19 protein-coding genes are annotated in these 17760 nt (G+C 54.3%); 4 read left to right on the top strand and 15 right to left on the bottom strand.

The window, feature by feature from the left end; translation table 11 throughout:
• Positions 1-66 precede the first annotated feature (66 nt).
• The 8 genes from ABWV76_RS01005 to ABWV76_RS00970 all read right to left on the bottom strand — a co-directional run bounded on the left by ABWV76_RS01005 (position 67) and on the right by ABWV76_RS00970 (position 5827).
• A complete protein-coding gene (locus ABWV76_RS01005) occupies positions 67-726 on the bottom strand; it encodes a DUF3106 domain-containing protein (RefSeq protein ID WP_353374987.1) in 660 nt (219 codons plus the stop codon).
• Positions 719-973 carry a hypothetical protein gene (locus tag ABWV76_RS01000; RefSeq protein WP_282951208.1) on the bottom strand — a complete coding sequence of 85 codons (255 nt, stop codon included), beginning with the start codon at positions 971-973 and terminating at the stop codon, positions 719-721. Before ABWV76_RS01000 ends, ABWV76_RS01005 begins: the two co-directional genes overlap by 8 nt.
• Entirely contained in the window at positions 957-1325 is a 369-nt protein-coding gene (locus tag ABWV76_RS00995) for a hypothetical protein (protein ID WP_353374986.1), read from the bottom strand. Before ABWV76_RS00995 ends, ABWV76_RS01000 begins: the two co-directional genes overlap by 17 nt.
• Positions 1322-1849, bottom strand: coding sequence for an RNA polymerase sigma factor (locus ABWV76_RS00990; RefSeq protein ID WP_020411786.1), 528 nt, complete (start codon positions 1847-1849; stop codon positions 1322-1324). Before ABWV76_RS00990 ends, ABWV76_RS00995 begins: the two co-directional genes overlap by 4 nt.
• 102 nt (positions 1850-1951) lie before the next feature.
• On the bottom strand, positions 1952-2407 hold the full coding sequence (locus ABWV76_RS00985) for a hypothetical protein (protein ID WP_353374985.1): 456 nt from the start codon (positions 2405-2407) through the stop codon (positions 1952-1954).
• 159 nt (positions 2408-2566) lie between these two features.
• Positions 2567-3931 (bottom strand): L-cystine transporter, encoded by a 1365-nt coding sequence (locus ABWV76_RS00980; protein WP_020411784.1) that lies wholly within the window; start codon positions 3929-3931, stop codon positions 2567-2569.
• A 122-nt stretch (positions 3932-4053) separates the two neighbouring features.
• Positions 4054-4455 (bottom strand): TlpA family protein disulfide reductase, encoded by a 402-nt coding sequence (locus ABWV76_RS00975; RefSeq protein ID WP_020411783.1) that lies wholly within the window; start codon positions 4453-4455, stop codon positions 4054-4056.
• A complete protein-coding gene (locus tag ABWV76_RS00970) occupies positions 4430-5827 on the bottom strand; it encodes a YihY family inner membrane protein (protein ID WP_020411782.1) in 1398 nt (465 codons plus the stop codon). The genes ABWV76_RS00975 and ABWV76_RS00970 overlap by 26 nt, the downstream gene beginning before the upstream one ends.
• A 126-nt stretch (positions 5828-5953) precedes the next feature.
• Here ABWV76_RS00970 and arsC point away from each other — a divergent pair, with 126 nt between their 5' ends.
• The 4 genes from arsC to sppA all read left to right on the top strand — a co-directional run bounded on the left by arsC (position 5954) and on the right by sppA (position 9220).
• A complete protein-coding gene (gene arsC, locus ABWV76_RS00965; RefSeq protein WP_020411781.1) occupies positions 5954-6298 on the top strand; it encodes an arsenate reductase (glutaredoxin) in 345 nt (114 codons plus the stop codon).
• The gene (wrbA, locus tag ABWV76_RS00960; protein WP_020411780.1) at positions 6298-6909 is read left to right on the top strand and encodes an NAD(P)H:quinone oxidoreductase; all 612 of its coding nucleotides are present in this window, start codon (positions 6298-6300) and stop codon (positions 6907-6909) included. Before arsC ends, wrbA begins: the two co-directional genes overlap by 1 nt.
• 10 nt (positions 6910-6919) lie before the next feature.
• Positions 6920-7267 (top strand): DUF2069 domain-containing protein, encoded by a 348-nt coding sequence (locus ABWV76_RS00955; RefSeq protein ID WP_020411779.1) that lies wholly within the window; start codon positions 6920-6922, stop codon positions 7265-7267.
• Between the two features lie 84 nt (positions 7268-7351).
• A complete protein-coding gene (gene sppA, locus ABWV76_RS00950) occupies positions 7352-9220 on the top strand; it encodes a signal peptide peptidase SppA (protein ID WP_020411778.1) in 1869 nt (622 codons plus the stop codon).
• A 37-nt stretch (positions 9221-9257) separates the two neighbouring features.
• Here the strand turns inward: sppA and ABWV76_RS00945 are convergent, their stop codons facing one another.
• The 7 genes from ABWV76_RS00945 to purF all read right to left on the bottom strand — a co-directional run bounded on the left by ABWV76_RS00945 (position 9258) and on the right by purF (position 17734).
• The gene (locus ABWV76_RS00945) at positions 9258-9551 is read right to left on the bottom strand and encodes a DUF3175 domain-containing protein (protein ID WP_020411777.1); all 294 of its coding nucleotides are present in this window, start codon (positions 9549-9551) and stop codon (positions 9258-9260) included.
• Positions 9552-9643: 92 nt separating this feature from the next.
• A complete protein-coding gene (locus ABWV76_RS00940) occupies positions 9644-10885 on the bottom strand; it encodes an MFS transporter (RefSeq protein ID WP_245556651.1) in 1242 nt (413 codons plus the stop codon).
• Positions 10886-10888: 3 nt separating this feature from the next.
• The gene (locus ABWV76_RS00935) at positions 10889-12910 is read right to left on the bottom strand and encodes a transglutaminase TgpA family protein (protein WP_353374984.1); all 2022 of its coding nucleotides are present in this window, start codon (positions 12908-12910) and stop codon (positions 10889-10891) included.
• Positions 12910-13896 (bottom strand): DUF58 domain-containing protein, encoded by a 987-nt coding sequence (locus tag ABWV76_RS00930; protein ID WP_353374983.1) that lies wholly within the window; start codon positions 13894-13896, stop codon positions 12910-12912. Before ABWV76_RS00930 ends, ABWV76_RS00935 begins: the two co-directional genes overlap by 1 nt.
• A gap of 4 nt (positions 13897-13900) precedes the next feature.
• On the bottom strand, positions 13901-14812 hold the full coding sequence (locus ABWV76_RS00925) for an AAA family ATPase (RefSeq protein ID WP_353374982.1): 912 nt from the start codon (positions 14810-14812) through the stop codon (positions 13901-13903).
• 150 nt (positions 14813-14962) lie between these two features.
• The gene (locus ABWV76_RS00920) at positions 14963-16144 is read right to left on the bottom strand and encodes an O-succinylhomoserine sulfhydrylase (RefSeq protein ID WP_353374981.1); all 1182 of its coding nucleotides are present in this window, start codon (positions 16142-16144) and stop codon (positions 14963-14965) included.
• Between the two features lie 102 nt (positions 16145-16246).
• Entirely contained in the window at positions 16247-17734 is a 1488-nt protein-coding gene (gene purF, locus ABWV76_RS00915) for an amidophosphoribosyltransferase (protein ID WP_020411770.1), read from the bottom strand.
• Between the last annotated feature and the right edge of the window lie 26 nt (positions 17735-17760).

Here is a 17760-nt window from a genome sequence, read left to right as displayed (position 1 = left end):
ACGGGTAGCAGATTAATCGAATCGATCTGAATAGACGCTGAATTACACAATAGCAGGCACAAAGCGTCAGAAATCCCCCGACCTCTCTCGCCTCTGGCGACGTTCCCCTCCTTCTCTCTGTTCGCGCCGCATCTGTCTCTCTGGTCTCTCTGAACGCTCACGGCGATTATCTCTCTCACGCTGCTGTTTGCGTTCGCGCCGCTCACTCCGGTTGCTGTGCTCTTGCTGACCATTTCGCTCACGTCGTTCACTGCGACCACTTTGCCCTCCTGAGTCATTAAGCTCCCGGCCTCTGGCTTGGCGCTGACCACTTTTGTCTTTATTCCAGCGCTCCCTCAACTGGCGGCGCTGCTCCGGGGGCATCTGCCGGAATTTCTTGCGCGCCTCACGGATTTGCTGGCGCTTCTCCTCTGGCATATCCATAAAGCGGCGGTAGGAATCTCGAAGACGGTTGCGACGATCCTCGGGTAACGCCTGCCAGCTCTCGAACTTTTCACGCGCCTGGCTACGCTGCTGGAAGCTCATTGTATTCCAGCGTTTGGCGCCTCGCAGCAATTGAGCTCTCTGGGTTTCACTCATTTGGGGCCAGCGATCTTGATATCCCCTCAATAACTGACGATCACCCTCATTGAGGGTCTGCCACTCCTGAGCCAGCGAGATATTTCCCCAGAGACATAACAGCAGACCACACAGCTGAACGAGGTAGAAGATGCCCCAGTTATTCATCCCACTGATCCTCACGGGTATACCCACCCTCGTCGTAATGGCGCTGCCTACGCACCTCATTTTGCGGACTTTCAGGCCATAATTCTGACTCCTCAGGCACGAGTACATCTCCCCGCTCATCCACCCACTCGCCGAGAAACAACAGAAAATCCTCCTCGAGGGGCTCCATCTCCGCAGCTTTTACCGCCACCCCATACAACAAGAGGACAACAAAAAGAAACTTACCCTCCTTAAGAGGAGTGCCCATCCAGCTCCTCCGCCAGCCACTGATAAAATTCCATATCCTCGATCATTTCTACATCCACTTCTTCATACAGCAGCCAGTCTCCTGCAATAAACGGCTCTATTTTACCCGGGGAATTATCAGTGCCCGACCAAAGCAGTGCTACCACCAGCACTGTGCAGGCACCACTGAGCCATAGCCAGTGATACCCCGATATACTCCTGGTCTTTGACTGCTTCAGGGCGTCCGCCCTGGCACGCCTCAACCTTGAAAGGGTTTCCCCATCAATTTCCTCTTCCCGGCGAGTGACCGCCACTCGAGCAGCTTTCACTAACCGCCGCTCCTGTTCCAGAACAGATTTATCCGGCTGTATCATTGGAACTCCTCCAAGTGGCTGCGCAGGCTATGCATAGCGCGGGATAAGTGGGTTTTGACACTGCCCTGGCTACAAGACATTGCGCGAGCGGTTTCTGCCACATTAAATCCTTCAACACAGCGCAACAGGAATGCCTGCTGTTGTCGCAATGGCAGCTGGCTTACTGCACCATCAATAGCCAGCAATAAGCGTTCGCCGATCAATGCGCTATCTGGTGTCGGTCCCCAGATATCAACCCATTCCGTGGCAAATGCATCATCATCGTCATCACCACTGATAGGAAGCTTTTCCCGGATTAATTGCCAGCGGGACAACTTCCTATTGTGTCGGTGCCAGTCAGTAATGCGGTTGTTAAGAATGGTAAAAAAAAGCGGGCGCCACTCGGCCCTTTCACGGCCACTGTAATTCTTGACCAGTGCCAACATGGAGTCTTGAACAATATCTAACGCATCATCACGGTTACCTACAGCAAAATTTGCCATAGTAAAAGCCCGCTTTTCCACCTGAGCGAGGAACTGATTCATAAATGCCGGCTGAGGTCCTTGTGCACAGAAATACTTTCCACGGTCTCTTTACGAAACCAGTCCCGTCACGATTTTTTTAAGACGATTTTTTACCGGGCTTCATCAGTCGTTTTTGTTCTTTTTATGTTTCTTATGTTTTGCTCGTTGATCCATACGGCGATCGATTCGCTCACCCTTATTATCTAAGCGGCTATTGATTTTCTCGCCTTTCGTATCGAGGCCCTCATTGATCCTTTCACCTTTATGATCCAGGCGGTTGTCAATACGATCCCCTTTGCGGTCTAGCCTCTCAGCCAACTTTTCATTGCCATTGGAAGCTGCTCGCTCTGCACGCTGATCGAGGCGGTCATTAATTCGGTCGCCCTTGTTATCAAGACGCTCCTCTATACGATCCCCCTTGTTGTCCAGCTTGCTTTCAATACGATCACCTTTATGATCCAGGCGCTCCTCCACATGATCGCCGTGATCATGGGATCGGATACTATCCTCTTGGGCAAATAGAGAGGTTGGCAGGGCCAGGCTGGCGACCAGAAGGGGAAGTCCCATCAGTTGTTTCATAAGTTGCTCCAGCTCCGTGATCAAAAATAAACAAATTTTCCAAACACTGACTAGAACGGCCTCTGCACTAAATGGTTGACAGTCAACCCTGATTTTTCTGGTAATTCACCCTCAATAAAGACTGTTTAAGACAAATGCCAGTAGTCACTGGCATTTTACTCACCCTTCTACCACTTCAGCTCCGGGTACTTCATCACCCAGCCAGCGCTGTGTCAGGGTTCCAGCCGTCATAGCACCGTTAACGTTCAGTGCGGTACGCGCCATATCGATCAGTGGTTCCACGGAAATCAACAATGCGGCAATTGTTACGGGCAGCCCCATGGCTGGAAGTACCACCAGCGCGGCAAAAGTAGCACCGCCACCCACGCCAGCAATCCCAAATGAACTGATAACCACTACCGCAATCAGGGTACCCAACCAAAGCGGGTCCCACACATCAATTCCCATGGGTACCGCCACCATAGTGGCAAGCATCGCAGGATAAATACCGGCGCAACCATTCTGCCCAATAGTAGCCCCAAACGATGCGGAAAAATTGGCAATCGCGGGAGAGTTACGCAACTGTTCCACCTGTGTTTCCACGTTGAGCGGTATTGTTGCAGCACTGGAGCGGGAGCTGAAAGCAAATATCAACACCGGCCATACTTTGGCGAAATAGTGCAGTGGGTTCACTCCATTTATAAATAACAGTGCCCCATGAACTAGGAACATCAGACCAATCGCACAAAAAGAGGCCACCACAAACCCAAACAGATTGGCGATATCAGCCCAACTGGACTTTGCAATCAATCCTGCAACCAGTGCCATTACACCGTATGGAGTGAAAGCCATCACCAGGCGCACAAGCTTCATCACCCACACTTGGGCAATGTGAACAAAGCGCTCAATTGCCGCGCCCTCTTCCGGGAACTCTCGACGCACAGCCAGGGCCGCAAGACCCAATAGCACAGCAAAAATAACCACTGAAATCACAGAGGTGGAGCGGGCACCGGTCAAATCCTGAAATATATTACGCGGAATAAAGGTGCTGATAATTTCCGGTATGGAGAGATCACTCACCCGGCCGATTCTCTCATTGAGTACTTCAACCCGTGCTGCCTCTCGGGAACCCTCAACCAGCCCAGCGGCGGAGAGGCCAAAGAGCTCTGCCATGGCTACGCCGATTAAGGCTGCTATCGCTGTTGTGCCTAGCAATACCCCCAAAACGGAAACGCTGATTCTGCCAAGCGCCTGTGTATGACTAACTTTCACTACCGCAACAAGGATAGAAGTAAGTACAAGCGGCATAACCAGCATGTACAGCAGGTTTACGTAACTTTTACCCAGCATCTGGATCCAGGGCAATACTTCTACGGGGGCGGCACCCCAGCCACGAGATAATTGCAACAGAGCACCAAAAACTACACCGAGTAGCAGGCCGGCAAAAACTGCGGGGGCCAGAGACTTCCGGCCTCTATGCCAGCGATGTAAAGCAAAGAGCAAGGCAACAAAGAAAAACAGCAGAGCAAAGGAGCTGATATGCATGATCTGAAAATCCCACAGCGGGCAAACTGGAAAGTGGCGGCATGCTATCAGCGTTACGCCAACGCCCTATAGTTGCTTTAGTTATATTTTTATACAGTTATTTGTAGGTTCCGCGATTTATATTATTGCAGTGCCGCTTTAAAGTCCTCAGCAGACTGCGGACCCACCAGGGTTTCCTTCCAACTGCCATCGGTACCGATAACCAGGGTTGTAGGCAGAACGTCAGGCCTAGGCTGACCCCAGCGGCCCTCTGGTTCAGTAGATAATAAGGGAAATTCTATTCCCAGTTTTTGCGCCTGCTCGCTGACAACGGAATCTGGCAGATTATCAAAATTAACTCCCACCACAACTATATTGCTATTGGCCTGCGCCAGCTGGTTGAGCACAGGCACCTCCTCTCGACAGGGTGCACACCATTCCGCCCAGTAGTTGACCAGAACTATTTTGCCCTCAGTCTCAATAAGCGCACCACTGCTGCTCTTTAAATTAACCCCACTATCACAGCCGCTTATTCCGCTTGCCAAGCACAGAAAGGCCAGCCCCAGGACTCCCTTCACGTTTTTTAGATTTACTACCTGAAACATCCTTCTCTCCCTCGCGGCCATTGCTATCACGTTCATTATTATTCTCGATGGTATCTGCAGGGGCGCTACCGTGCCTGGCCCAAGACTCCTCATCTTTCTGCCGGGCCGCCCAAAACAGGGCGCCGATCGTAATACTGAGCTGCTCCCTGGCGGAATCCCGCGCATTGGCAAAACGGTGCTCTATATCTGCGTACCAGCGGAAACCCTCCAGATCACGGGGGATACTACTGGGTATCCAGTGCGGACTCAGCCAGCCAGCCAGCTCCATTAGCGAAACGGAATTCAAGTCCCGCAACAGGACATAATCATTCCTTTCGGTCTGGGTTATCACCCGGTGCCCCTGAAGTACATTGCGCAGGCGACGCCACTGCCCAAACTTGATCCCCATTAAAGAAATATCTTGCTCACGCAAAGGTTTACCATGGCGACCGCCCTTATAAAGTTGCCATAGCACAATCAGGGTTGCCACCAAATCCGAATGCTGCCGCCCCTGGGTTGCCGCCTGGTAAACCGACAAGGTGCGCACCAGTACGCAACCAGCCAGTACCAGCATCCAGGTCAAGTAAATCCATAACAGGAATAACGGCACAAATGCAAAGGCCCCATAGATAGCCTGAACCGAGCTTCGCGCAACAATTAACCCAAACAAGTACTTCATTATTTCGAAGGCGATCGAGGTAATTACACCACCTTCAATACCATGGCGCAGAGGCACATAACAGTTGGGGACGGCAATAAACAGAAGAGTAAAAATAATGCTGGTGAAAATAAAAGGCAGTACCCTCAATACCACCGCCATCATGCCAAAACCATCCTCCCCCCCCATAAACAGTTTTTGAGAGAGAAGATAGGTACTGGCGGCGAGGCCGGCACCCAATAAAATAGGGCCCAGGCTAAGAATGGCCCAATACAGCAGAAAACTGGAGACCCCGCTGCGCCCGCGGGAAACATCCCAAATGGAGTTGAAAGTACCTTCGATACTTCTCAGGGTCAGTCCAGCGGTAATAATCAACATGGCGATGCCCACCCCTGTCAGGCGCTGGGCCTGAGCGGAGAAGCTGTTGATATATTCCTGCACCTCTCGACCACTTTGTGGCACAAAGTGGGAAAAAACCTGTTCCTGAAACTTGCTCTCCAAACCGGCAAAATCTGGAAACAGGGATAGCATCGCGTAGCTGACCGTTACCAAAGGCACTATGCCAAACAGGGTCATATAGGTGAGTGCCGCAGCACTCTTCTGGCAGTCTTTTTCACTAAACAGCGACCACAGCGAAGTGGCAAAGCGCCGCCATTGAATCACCGTATCCTTCATGGTGGTTTCCGTTTTCCATCTTGCAATGTGCGGTTATCAGCAGAAGCAGGCAATGCCAGCCCGCACTTAGAACTCCGCAACGTTATTCGGTTAGAATACGCCAAACACTAACAGGATGCCGACCCAATGTGGACGATTTACCACAACCCCCGCTGCTCAAAATCCCGTCAAACGCTGCAACTGTTGCAGGAAAATGGCGTGGAGCCAGAAGTGGTTCTCTATTTGGAAACGCCGCCCAGCGCAGAAAACCTAAAAGAGATCCTTATCAAACTCGGCATTAGTGCACGGGACCTGCTACGTACAGGTGAAGAGCCCTACAAGCAACTCAACCTGAAAGATCGCGACCTGAGTGAAGCCCAACTGATCGACGCCATGGCACAGAACCCAATTCTGATTCAGCGGCCAATTGTTGTAAAAGGTGACAAAGCCGCTATCGGCCGCCCACCAGAAAATGTGCTGGAGCTGCTTTAATGGCCTCGGATTCAGAACCCTATGTGCTGATTCTCTACTACAGCCGCACCGGTGCCACCGAACGCATGGCCAAAGAACTGGCTCGCGGAGTTGAATCCAGCGGGGTGGCTGCGCGCCTCCGCACAGTGCCCAGTGTTTCCCCCGATACAGAAGCCAGCCAACCACCAGTGCCTAGTGAGGGAGCCCCTTACTGCTCCCTGGAAGACCTACGCAACTGCTCCGGGCTGCTGATGGGCAGCCCTACCCGCTTCGGCAATATGGCTTCACCTCTGCGCTATTTCCTCGACCAGACTGGTGACATCTGGCTGGAGGGCAGCCTGACCGGAAAACCTGCGGGGGTATTCACCGCAACAGGTAGCCTCCATGGCGGCCAGGAGACCACCCTAACTTCCATGATGCTGCCACTTCTGCACCACGGCATGCTGATCACCGGCATCCCATATTCCGAGGCCGCACTGATGCGTACCCAAACCGGTGGAACCCCCTATGGTGCATCTCACTGGGCCAAAGGGCGTAGTAGCGTGCTCAGTGATGATGAGATCACCTTGTGCAAGGCATTGGGTGCCCGAGTCGGCCAACTGTCCCAAACATTAGAAGCCGCAGCCAAATAAGGGGTAGCGCGTGAATGATACGGTAAAGCGCAAACTTCATATTGCGCTGCGAATTAACTGGTTTTGCTATATCGGCCTGCTAGCGCTTATTGCCGTGCGAAACCTGTTTTTAGAGGGGGGCTCCATCCTGTTGTGGACCATACAGACCGTGCCACTGCTGTTAGTGCTGCCGGGCTTAATCAAACAGCGTTACCGCAGCTACCTATGGCTCTGCTTTATCCTGCTCCTTTACATCACAACCAGCATTGTCGATGTAATGATGCCTACACGCGGCTGGCAGGATGGCGTAATGGCGGCCCTGAGCCTTATCCTATTCTTCTCTGCAATGATGAGCAGTCGCTGGCATCGCATGCAGTAACCCCGCGGCGGTCGTACCGCCATTGGTTCCAGACACAAATGCGTGGGTTACCCTGGTCCCCGACGCGCTAAGGAGTTTTGAGGTTTGACTGATTTACACCAGCAAAAAGGATTTGTCCGTAGTTTTTTTGGTGCTATCGGTGGCGCCATTACCTGGTTGCGACGAGTATTTACCAACTTGGTATTTCTCCTGATATTGCTGTTTCTCGGTATTGCTATTTTTGGGAAAGACGATCAGTTGGTGGTACCTCAGGGTGCGGCTCTGCGTGTCGCACCCAGTGGCTTCCTTGTGGATGAACTCACCCAACCCGCTACGCTGCCAATTTTCCTCAGCGGCAACCGGGGCCCGGCAGAAGTGCGTGTCAAAGATCTAGTAGACGCCATCGATAATGCCGCCAAGGATAAGCGAATCTCCTCGCTGGTGCTTGAACTGGACCATATGGTAGGGGGCAGCCTTAGCAAGTTAGATGAAATCGGTGCCGCACTACAGAGATTTAAAGCCGCCGATAAACCCATCTACGCAGTGGGGGATAACTACACCCAATCCCAGTATTTCCTCGCCAGCCATGCCGACACGGTCTACCTGAACCCAATGGGTTCAGTGATGCTCACTGGCTTTGGTGTCTACCGCAATTACTACAAGAGTGCACTGGAAAAACTCAAGGTAAACTTCCATGTATTTCGTGTGGGGGATTACAAAGACTTTATCGAGCCCTATACCCGGGATGATATGTCCCCAGCCTCCCGTGAAAATAACCAGCGCTGGCTGAATGAACTCTGGAGTGAATATAGTGAGCAGGTAACAGGTCTGCGTAACCTGCCTGCGGAAAGTCTCGATATCTTCATCAGTGAGCTGCCGGAAAAGTTGCAACAGAACGAGGGTAGCTGGGCTGATGCCGCACTTGCCAACAAACTGGTGGACCAGCTAGCGAGCCGTATTGAGGCCCTGAAAGCGCTGAAGCAAGAAATAGGCGAAGACGAAAACAAAGACCGCGATTACAAATACATCGACGCCCTCACCTACCTGCGAAGCCGTAAAATTTCCGAGACTGCAAAGCCAATCAAGGAATCCAACAAGATTGGCCTCATCACTGCGAGCGGCGCCATTATTGACGGCCAGGCTCCTGCGGGGCGTATTGGCAGCGAGAGCCTCGGTAAGTTGATCGCCCAGGCTCGTGAAAAGAAAGTGGAAGCCCTGGTTCTGCGCATCGACAGCGGCGGCGGCTCCGCCTTTGCTTCTGAAGCCATTCGCCAGGAACTGCTGGCCACCCGCGAAGCCGATATACCTGTCGTTATATCCATGGGGAGCCTGGCCGCGTCAGGGGGCTACTGGATTGCCACTGGTGGTGATCGTATCTGGGCCTCCCCGGCCACTCTCACCGGCTCTATTGGAGTATTTGGCGCCTTCCCAACATTCGAGGATTCTCTCGAGCACATCGGCGTCTACACCGATGGAGTTGGCACCTCAGACCTGGCTGGCAGCATGCGCCTGGATCGCGCCCTGCCACCGGCAGCCGCCAGCATCCTGCAACAGGGCGTCGATAATACCTATGCCCGCTTCCTGCGTATTGTTGCCGAGGCTCGTGGCAGCACCCCCAAAGAGGTACACAAGATTGCGCAGGGGCAAGTATGGACTGGCCGCGCGGCCAAGAAACTGGGACTGGTGGACGATCTCGGCAATCTCAGCGATGCCATCGCCGACGCCGCGCAGCTTGCTGAAATCGAAGAATACGACGTAATAGAGATTCAGCGTGAACTGAGCCCCGGTGAGAAGTTCTTGCGCGCGCTGAGCGATAATGTGGACGCGCAAATCGCCGCAAGCCTTGAGGCCAACCTGCCCTTAGGCGCCTGGTTAAATAGCGTACAGCCGGTGCTGGCGCCAATCGCCGAACTGCAGAGCTACCGCGACCCACGCGCCCTCTACGTGCGTTGCCTGCCCTGCCAGGCGCCCTAAAAGCTTTCATAGCCTGATGCCATTCTCCGCCGCCGGTTCAATGCCGGCGCGGACGCCCATACAGATCGCGCAATTCATCTTTAGCCGCCTCCAGAATACGCCGCCTTTTGGCCGGCAGGCGATGCCCTGCACGATTGATAAAGAACGTCAGCATCGACATTGCGGAGCGATAGGGATCAGCCTTGCGCCGCTTACTGGACTCGGCAGCGGCCTTTAGTGAACAGGCAATAGCCTTAGGGTTATCAAGGCTAAATAGTCCTTCAGGCAGATCCAGGGCACGACTGCTTCGCGTCACCTGCTCAGACCAGTTGACTGTTTTGGCAGGACCCAAATTTCACCTCCCACCCTCAAAATCTACACTTGCTGATTAAGCCAACTATATGGTGACCAAATCGCGCCCCAAAGGCAGCGCCAGGCGATGCATTAAACTTCCGGGTCACTGACCCTTAACTGGCGTAAAGCACCACTCAATGCCACCATTCCAAAGGCGACAAGGCTTAAGATACCGGCCCACATGAGCGTCGAGAACGGGGCCGCATATTCGCTCAGAACTCCCGCCGCCAGAGCACCCAGGGCAGCCGAGCCAAATAGAGCAAACTGGTAAATTGAGATAATCCGGCTGCGGTACTCCGCCGGAGCCAACAGTTGCACAATACTGCGCCCCAAACCGGCAGAGGCGGCCGCAACTGCTCCCCAGCACAGGCAAAGCAAGATCAGCCCCAGCTGGGTGGGGCCAAGGCTAATGGCGATCAACAGAGCCGCACTATAGAGCAGGCACATAAGAATCCCCCGCCCCGGTTCAGGCCCCTGTCCCCGGCGCAACATGGTTACAGTGGCGATCACCGTTCCCGCTACAAAAGCCAGTTGCAGGGTCGCGTAGTATCCGGCACCGCGGCCATACCCCTCCGCCAGCAGTGGCAATACCACCAGAAATACACCGATATGCACGAAGCCATTGAACGCCATCAGCGCAGTCAACTCGCGTAAGACCGGATGCCGCCAAGCCTGGGAGAGGCCATCAAGAATCAGAGTGTGAGGGCGCTTCTCTATCTCCGTCACGCGGGTTTCACCGTCGCGCAGGGACAGCAAGGAGAGTGCTGCCAGTAATAGCACCCCTACCTGAACAACTAATAAGGGCTGTAAACCCCACTGATCAAATCGGCTCGCCAGCAACATACCTGCCGCCTGTCCACCATATTGGGCCAACATCATCCAGGTAACGGTTTTCTGAACGCGGCTTTCTGATGCCCTGCCCTGCTCATTGCGCGCGCTACGCTGTACCAAGTTATCCCGTGAAGGCTGCAGGAAAGCGCTGCAAATACCCAGGCAAACGCCATAGATCATCAATACTGGCAGTGTGACCACGTTTAACGAGTAGTAGAGCAACAGCCCACCGTGGCACAGGGCAAGCCCCAGGCAGGCCAGTGTGGCCACCAGTGCCGGATCGCGTCGGTCAGCCAGGGCGCCACCAAACAACAGGAATATCAGGTTGGGAAGCAATACCGACGCTTGCACCCAGCCCAACTGCAGTGCTGGCAAATCCACAATAGTCAGTGCTATCCAAGGCAGTAAAATGACCTGCAACCCAGTTGCCAGCGATGTTCCGCTGTAACCCAGTAGAAACTTCTGCAACCGGGCCGGCATTTTGCGTGAGAGGTTAGTCAAGTTTCAGCTCCCCACCAGTTCCCGCTTGTGGGCAGGACTGACAGCTGACGCTAATCGCCAGCGCAGCAGCTGACGCAGCTCACTCAAAGCCGCACTCTCACCGGCATAAGCCGCTCGCTCAAAAGCATCGGTAACCCGTTGTGCCAGGGTTGCCAAACGCGGCTTTTGCGCGGCGATACGCTCCGCATAATCCTGCGGCGTCTCTCCGGCATCGCGTTTTACCCCTGCGCGCGCCATGCGACGACAAAACTTGCGGTATAGCCGCTCCGCCGGTGGCAACTTGCGTCTGCGACCGCTGTACCAGATCCACGCCAATACGCCCAGCAATGCCAGTACAGTTGGTAAAGCAAACAACAGCGCCATTCGCAGTGGCGACACATCACCCAGCAAACGCTGCAAAGTATCGCGCTGCCTTTCACTATCGAAGCTCACTACCGTCTGGTACCAACGGTAGTTGATCATGTCCCATTGCAGTCGAAGTTTTACCAGTACATCAATACGGTGCAGGGGCAGCAGCGAGTCCTGCATAAACTCCTCTCCAGCTGCACTCTCCAGTCCATCGCGCACCCGCTCAGGCGCTACTGCCGCAGTGGGGTCCACCCGCTGCCAGCCACGCCCATCCAGCCAGATCTCCGCCCACGCGTGGGCATCGTACTCTCGAACCAACAGATATTGCTCACCCCTTACCCACTCACCACCCTGATAACCGGCGACAACCCGTGCAGGTACACCTGCAGCGCGCATTGCGAACACATAACTGCCAGCAAAATGCTCACAAAAGCCCTGTTTACTGCCAAACAGGAATTCATCAACACTATCAACACCCAGAGCCGGGGGCCTCAATGTATAAGTAAATTCGCGGTTGTAACGAGCTAACAGCTGCGTGGAAATTTGCTCTGCACCCAACCCCCTGCGACGCAAGTTCTCCACCCACTTACGGGTGCGCTCGTTACCCTCTACAGGCAACTGCAAATTGCGACGGCGTTCGGCGGTGCTAAGAGGGGCCTGCACACTATCGGTATCCCTCGGCCAGGAGCGCACTTCATAGGCAAAGCGACTGTAAACAGGAGTCCGTTTAACCAGCCGGTCATCCTCGGTCTCCCCCACTTCGGTGCTATCGGAAACCGGGCGCGCCAGGGCAAACAACCACGGGGTCCGGCTTGCCTCCTGAATCACTTGATAACGGTAACGTGGCCCCACCTGAGGCAGCGGCCGCTCACCACTCCTCCAGTAAACGCGCCCACCATTGCGCGGATCGACACCAAAGCCCTGACGCCAGGTGCGCCCATCAAACTCGGAATACACCAAACCGCGCCAATAGCGCTGCTCTGGCGGCGGTATGGGTCCATCAAATGAGATCCGCAGTGCCGGCTTATCGGATTTCGATAGGCGGGTAAAGTCGCCCGGAGCCATGGAATCGCTGACCCCAGTGCGCCCGGCAGATGTGTCCTGGGGAACTGACCACAAGGGCCCCAGACGCGGCATCACCACAAACAGCAGCAGCATTAGCGGCGTAGCCTGGGCCAGCAGTCGCAGGGAAAGCCCCAGGGCCCGACGCGGGCGAGCACTAAAGCTACCCATTTGAGCAGCTAGGGCTGCAGTGATCACAACAACACTGAGCAAACCGTAAAGAGCGTAGGGAATAGTCTGCTCTCGCACAAAAAGAGTGGCGGCGACGAAATAAGCCAATAACAGGCTGACAAAGGCGTCACGGCGGCTCACCAGCTCCAGGTTTTTCAGGGTGAATGACACGGTCAGCAGTGCAACCATCGGCTCCAGCGCAAACCAGCGCCGGTAGGACATAGCCAACCCGGCTATTATCAGAAAAATCACCAGAAGCTTCAGAGTACGGCCAGGCAGGTCTCGACGACCTCGAAAAACTTCTAGGCGCCAATAGACAGCGAAGGCCCAAGCAAAGGGCACCCAAAGCGGCAGCTGGGTAAACTGGGGTAAAAGAGCAACAAACTGTGCAGCGAAGATCCACAGTAAGCTCTCGCGGGGCAGCAAATCCTGGGTGGTGGCCATTAACTACCCCACTTCGGAAACAGGGCCAGAGCCTGCAGCACTTCCCGCTGGTGGCTCGGCCCCAGGGAAGGCTCGATAGCGACACCGGGCAAGCGCAGCCCATAAGCAATGCCTTGTTTCTCTGCTTGCAGGCACCAGTAACACAAGTTGCTCAAACGGGTTTCCACATCGCGCCCATCAAGCAGTGCCCAATCGAGCCAGAGGCGCACATCAGTGCGGCACTCATAATCCTTGCTGTAAAGATCACGCCCCGCGGCATATTGTTTCCAGGCCACGTGCCGCAGGGAATCGCCGGGCTGATAAGCTTTAAGGGCACTGAAATCATCACCCCCATGGCGCACCTCGCCGAAATCCCCCTCTGTTTGTACGCCCCCAAAAGGAAGAGGACCAGCAGATATCGGTCGGGGGTATACCAGGAACTCCACATCTAGGTCGATACGACTCCAACAGCAAAATAAGCCGAGGGGGAAGCGGCTTTCAATTCGCAGACGCGGGGCCTGTACACGGCCGCGCTCCACCACAGGCATGGAAATGCGAATATCCTCGCTAGCCTGCGCACAAAGATCCAAGTAAGCACCTTCTTCGGGAGGCCAGCACAGTCGTATCCACTCCCTTTCGCGCTTATCCTCACGGCTTATATTGATTTGCGCTTCAGCAAAGTCGCCAGCAAAAGCCGGGCTTGTGCCAAGCAACTGCAGGCGCAAGCCAGTCAAGTTGGCGAAGGTATGCACTGGCAAAACTACAAATACACTGACAAGCAGGAAAGTCAGGGCAAATACCAGGTTATTTTCGTAATTAGTACCCAGTAACCACAGCAGCATAATCACCAGAAGAAACCCTAGCCCCGCACGGGTGGGCAAGATAAAAAGACGACTGTGATTGAGGGTGATACTGCGGGAGCGCGGCGCACGGCGACTGAGCCAGCGCTGCATGGCGCCACGCAAGGGGTCTGTAAGAAAACGAGCCGGGTTGCGTAAAACACTCATTCATTCAAGCCGCGATAATATCCACTTGGCGTACCAGCCGCTCCACCAACTGATCGCCATTGCCACCCTCGCCCTGTAATCGGTGCCCCGCCACAGAGGGCAATACGGCTTGGATATCCTCAGGTAACACATGGCCGCGATTGTGAAGAAGCGCCCAGGCCTTAGCCGCTCGCAACAACGCCAGTGCACCACGGGGCGACAAACCGACCGCGCAATCCGGGCTCTGTCGTGTATGCAGTACAAGCCGTTCAAGGTAATCCAATAAACTGTCGGAAGTTTTTACCTGGCCCACTAGGCTCTGCATCTTTTTCAGGGTTGCGAGATCGATACGCGGCTTTAATTTAGCAAGCTGTTGGCGCGGATCGGTGCCCAAATACAGGGCTCGCTCGGCCTCTCTGGTCGGATAACCAAGACTGATGCGCATCAGGAAGCGGTCCAGCTGGGATTCCGGTAAAGCGAAAGTGCCAGACTGTTGCAGTGGGTTCTGGGTAGCAATTACAAAAAATGGTTGTGGCAATAACCTGGTCTCGCCATCCACACTGACTTGGCACTCTTCCATCGCCTCAAGCAGCGCACTCTGGGTTTTTGGCGAAGAACGGTTGATCTCATCTGCCAAAAGAACCTGGCTAAAAACCGGGCCCTCGTGAAAATGGAACTGACCCGATTCCCTGTCAAAAATGGAAACGCCAAGTATATCCGCCGGCAACATATCACTGGTGAATTGCACCCGCTTGTAGGAAAGCCCCAACACCTGAGCCAGGGCGTGAGCCAGGGTGGTCTTACCCATGCCGGGTAAATCCTCAATCAACAGGTGCCCTTTTGACAAAAGGCAGGCCAAAGCCAACTTTACCTGACGCTCTTTACCCAGCAGAACACTGCCGATATCGGAAACTATGGCGGAAACTATTTTTTGCACGGCAAATCCATTACTGCTCTGTTTTTTTCAGGCCTCGGACACGGCCTCAACCTCAATATGGGTAGCACTCACCGGCAGCTTTTTGCTGCAAATAAGCTGGCTACCCCGTATTAATCATAGGTAGAAAGGGGCACTGCCAAAAAGTGCAACCTACAGCTGGGACAAGCCCCGCATAAGGTCGCGCTTGAGATCTTCCACATTTTCAAGCCCCACAGAAATGCGAATCAGGTTTTCGGTGATACCCGCACGGGCCTTGTCTTCATCGCTCAGGCGTCCGTGGGTGGTGGTGGCCGGATGCACGATCGTGCTCTTGGCATCACCGAGATTGGCTGTACAAGACAGGATTTTGCAACTGTCGATCACCTTCCAAGCCTGTTCCCTGCCACCGCGCACAGTGAAACTCAGCACGGCGCCGAAGGCATCCTGTTGCTCCCGAGCCAACCGGTGCTGGGGGTGCTTTGGCAAACCGGTGTAGTTGACTCTCTCCACCATCTCCTGCTCATCCAACCACCAGGCCAAATCGAGTGCATTAGTACAGTGGGCCTGCATCCTCAGCTTCAGCGTCTCCAAGCCCTTAAGGAATACCCAGGCATTGAAAGGGCTCATGCTGGGGCCAGCTGTGCGCAAAAATACCACCAACTCATCCATAATTTCCTTGCGCCCAACTGTGACGCCGCCAAGGGCACGCCCCTGGCCATCAAGGAATTTTGTCGCGGAGTGCACAACGATATCAGCGCCCAGCGACAACGGACGCTGTAGTGCCGGGGTACAGAAACAGTTATCCACCACCAGCAGAGCACCGGCACTATGTGCCACTTCCGCCAGGGCGCGAATATCTGCCACCTCGCACAGGGGGTTGGAAGGAGTCTCCATGAATAACAGCTTGGTAGAGCCGTCCACCGCCTGCTTCCAGGCATCCATATCAGTGAGATCCACGTAGCTTACGCGCACACCGAACTTTTCCATATAGCGTCCAAACAGTGCGGTAGTAGTACCAAATACGCTGCGGGAACAAATTACCCGATCACCACTTTTCAGCAAAGCCATGCAAATACTGAGGATCGCGGCCATACCACTGGAAGTCGCCACAGCTGCCTCACCGCCCTCTAGCGCGGCAATACGCTCTTCAAACATACGCACAGTGGGATTGGTGTAGCGGGAATAAACGTTACCGGAACTCTCGCCGGTAAAACGTGCGGCGGCTTCCGCAGCGGAGGGGAAAACGTAACTGGAGGTAAGATAGAGGGCCTCAGAGTGCTCGCCTTCCGGCGAACGGACCTGCCCGGCACGCACGGCCAGGGTTTCCAGAGCGTAACCGTCGTCTTCAAACATATACCGCTTCCTGGTCAGTATTTTTTGGAAGCGGTCATCTTAACCGAAACGGCCGTGCATGGCGCCCTCTTCTGCCGTGAAGAGGACGCTGGTCCAGGTCAATTACAAGGCGCTGGTATTGGCCTTCTTGCGCTTGGCATCGTCATTACGTGCCACATGCTGGTTATTGAGGTACTCCTCATCCACATCGCCAGTTACATAGTTTCCATCGAATACAGAGCAATCGAACTGCTCAATTTTCTGCTTGCCGCCACTGGAACTCACTACCAGGTCTTCCAGATCCTGGTAAACCAACCAATCTGCACCGATCTCCTGGCAGATCTCCTCAGTGGTGCGATCGTGGGCCACCAATTCATTGGCTGATGGCATATCAATACCGTACACATTCGGATATTTCACCGCAGGCGCTGCACTGGCGAAATACACTTTCGCAGCACCGGCATCACGGGCCATCTGGATAATCTGTTTACAGGTGGTACCGCGTACAATGGAGTCATCCACCAGCAGTACATTTTTGCCGCGGAATTCCAGCTCAATCGCGTTCAGCTTCTGGCGCACAGACTTCTTGCGCTGCTTCTGTCCCGGCATAATAAAGGTACGGCCGATATAGCGGTTTTTTACCATACCCTCGCGGAATTTAACCCCCAATCGGTGCGCCACAGTCTGGCCGGCAGTACGGGCGGAATCGGGAATTGGAATCACCACGTCGATATCGTGATCCGGACGCAGGCGCAGAATTTTATCTGCCAGGTGCTCACCCTGACGCAGACGCGCTTTGTGCACAGATACGCCGTCCATAATGGAATCCGGGCGGGCGAAATACACATGCTCGAAAATACAGGGGGTCAGGGACGGGTTTTCCGCACACTGCTCGGAATGCACGGTACCATCCAGCTCAATATACAGTGCCTCACCAGGAGCCACATCCCGCACCAGGGTATAACCCAGTACATCCAGGGCCACAGACTCAGAAGCCACCATATATTCGGTGCCCTTCTCGGTCTCGCGTTTGCCGTAAACCAGTGGGCGAATTCCATTTGGATCGCGGAATGCGACGATACCGTAGCCAACAATCAAGGCCACACAGGCATAAGCGCCACGCACACGTTTGTGTACTGCACGCATAGCGGTAAAGATGTCTTCTGCCTTGGGCTGCAACTTGTGCTGCTTGTGCAGCTCATGGGCAAACACATTCAACAATACTTCCGAGTCGGAATCAGTGTTGATATGACGCAGGTCCTGCTGGAAGATTTCGTCCATTACCTTGCGTACATTGGTGAGGTTGCCATTGTGAGCCATGGCAATGCCGTAAGGGGAGTTCACATAGAACGGTTGCGCCAGGGCGGGGCCGGAGCCTCCCGCAGTAGGGTAGCGCACATGGCCAATACCAAAATTACCTTTCAGGCGTTCCATATGGCGCGCACGGAATACATCGCGCACCAGGCCATTGGCCCTTTGCTGGTTCAGGCGATCATCGTCACAGGTTACGATGCCTGCGGCATCCTGCCCCCTGTGTTGCAATAGAGTGAGTCCATCATAGAGCTGTAGATTGACATCACTCTTACCGACGATACCGACGATACCACACATATATTTGACCCTATTGATCGAAAAGG

The sequence above is a fragment of the Microbulbifer sp. NBRC 101763 genome, from assembly GCF_040371615.1.
Taxonomy (GTDB): Bacteria; Pseudomonadota; Gammaproteobacteria; order Pseudomonadales; family Cellvibrionaceae; genus Microbulbifer; species Microbulbifer variabilis.
Note: the sequence above shows the minus strand (reverse complement) of the source record. Positions and strands in the feature narration are given on the sequence as shown.

Bases quoted from the DNA above. Each gene is read 5' to 3' on its own strand.
- ABWV76_RS01005 (WP_353374987.1), bottom strand. From the start codon at position 726: ATGAATAACTGGGGCATCTTCTACCTCGTTCAGCTGTGTGGTCTGCTG.
- ABWV76_RS01000 (WP_282951208.1), bottom strand. From the start codon at position 973: ATGGGCACTCCTCTTAAGGAGGGTAAGTTTCTTTTTGTTGTCCTCTTG.
- ABWV76_RS00995 (WP_353374986.1), bottom strand. From the start codon at position 1,325: ATGATACAGCCGGATAAATCTGTTCTGGAACAGGAGCGGCGGTTAGTG.
- ABWV76_RS00990 (WP_020411786.1), bottom strand. From the start codon at position 1,849: ATGAATCAGTTCCTCGCTCAGGTGGAAAAGCGGGCTTTTACTATGGCA.
- ABWV76_RS00985 (WP_353374985.1), bottom strand. From the start codon at position 2,407: ATGAAACAACTGATGGGACTTCCCCTTCTGGTCGCCAGCCTGGCCCTG.
- ABWV76_RS00980 (WP_020411784.1), bottom strand. From the start codon at position 3,931: ATGCATATCAGCTCCTTTGCTCTGCTGTTTTTCTTTGTTGCCTTGCTC.
- ABWV76_RS00970 (WP_020411782.1), bottom strand. From the start codon at position 5,827: ATGAAGGATACGGTGATTCAATGGCGGCGCTTTGCCACTTCGCTGTGG.
- arsC (WP_020411781.1), top strand. From the start codon at position 5,954: ATGTGGACGATTTACCACAACCCCCGCTGCTCAAAATCCCGTCAAACG.
- wrbA (WP_020411780.1), top strand. From the start codon at position 6,298: ATGGCCTCGGATTCAGAACCCTATGTGCTGATTCTCTACTACAGCCGC.
- ABWV76_RS00935 (WP_353374984.1), bottom strand. From the start codon at position 12,910: ATGGCCACCACCCAGGATTTGCTGCCCCGCGAGAGCTTACTGTGGATC.
- ABWV76_RS00930 (WP_353374983.1), bottom strand. From the start codon at position 13,896: ATGAGTGTTTTACGCAACCCGGCTCGTTTTCTTACAGACCCCTTGCGT.
- ABWV76_RS00920 (WP_353374981.1), bottom strand. From the start codon at position 16,144: ATGTTTGAAGACGACGGTTACGCTCTGGAAACCCTGGCCGTGCGTGCC.
- purF (WP_020411770.1), bottom strand. From the start codon at position 17,734: ATGTGTGGTATCGTCGGTATCGTCGGTAAGAGTGATGTCAATCTACAG.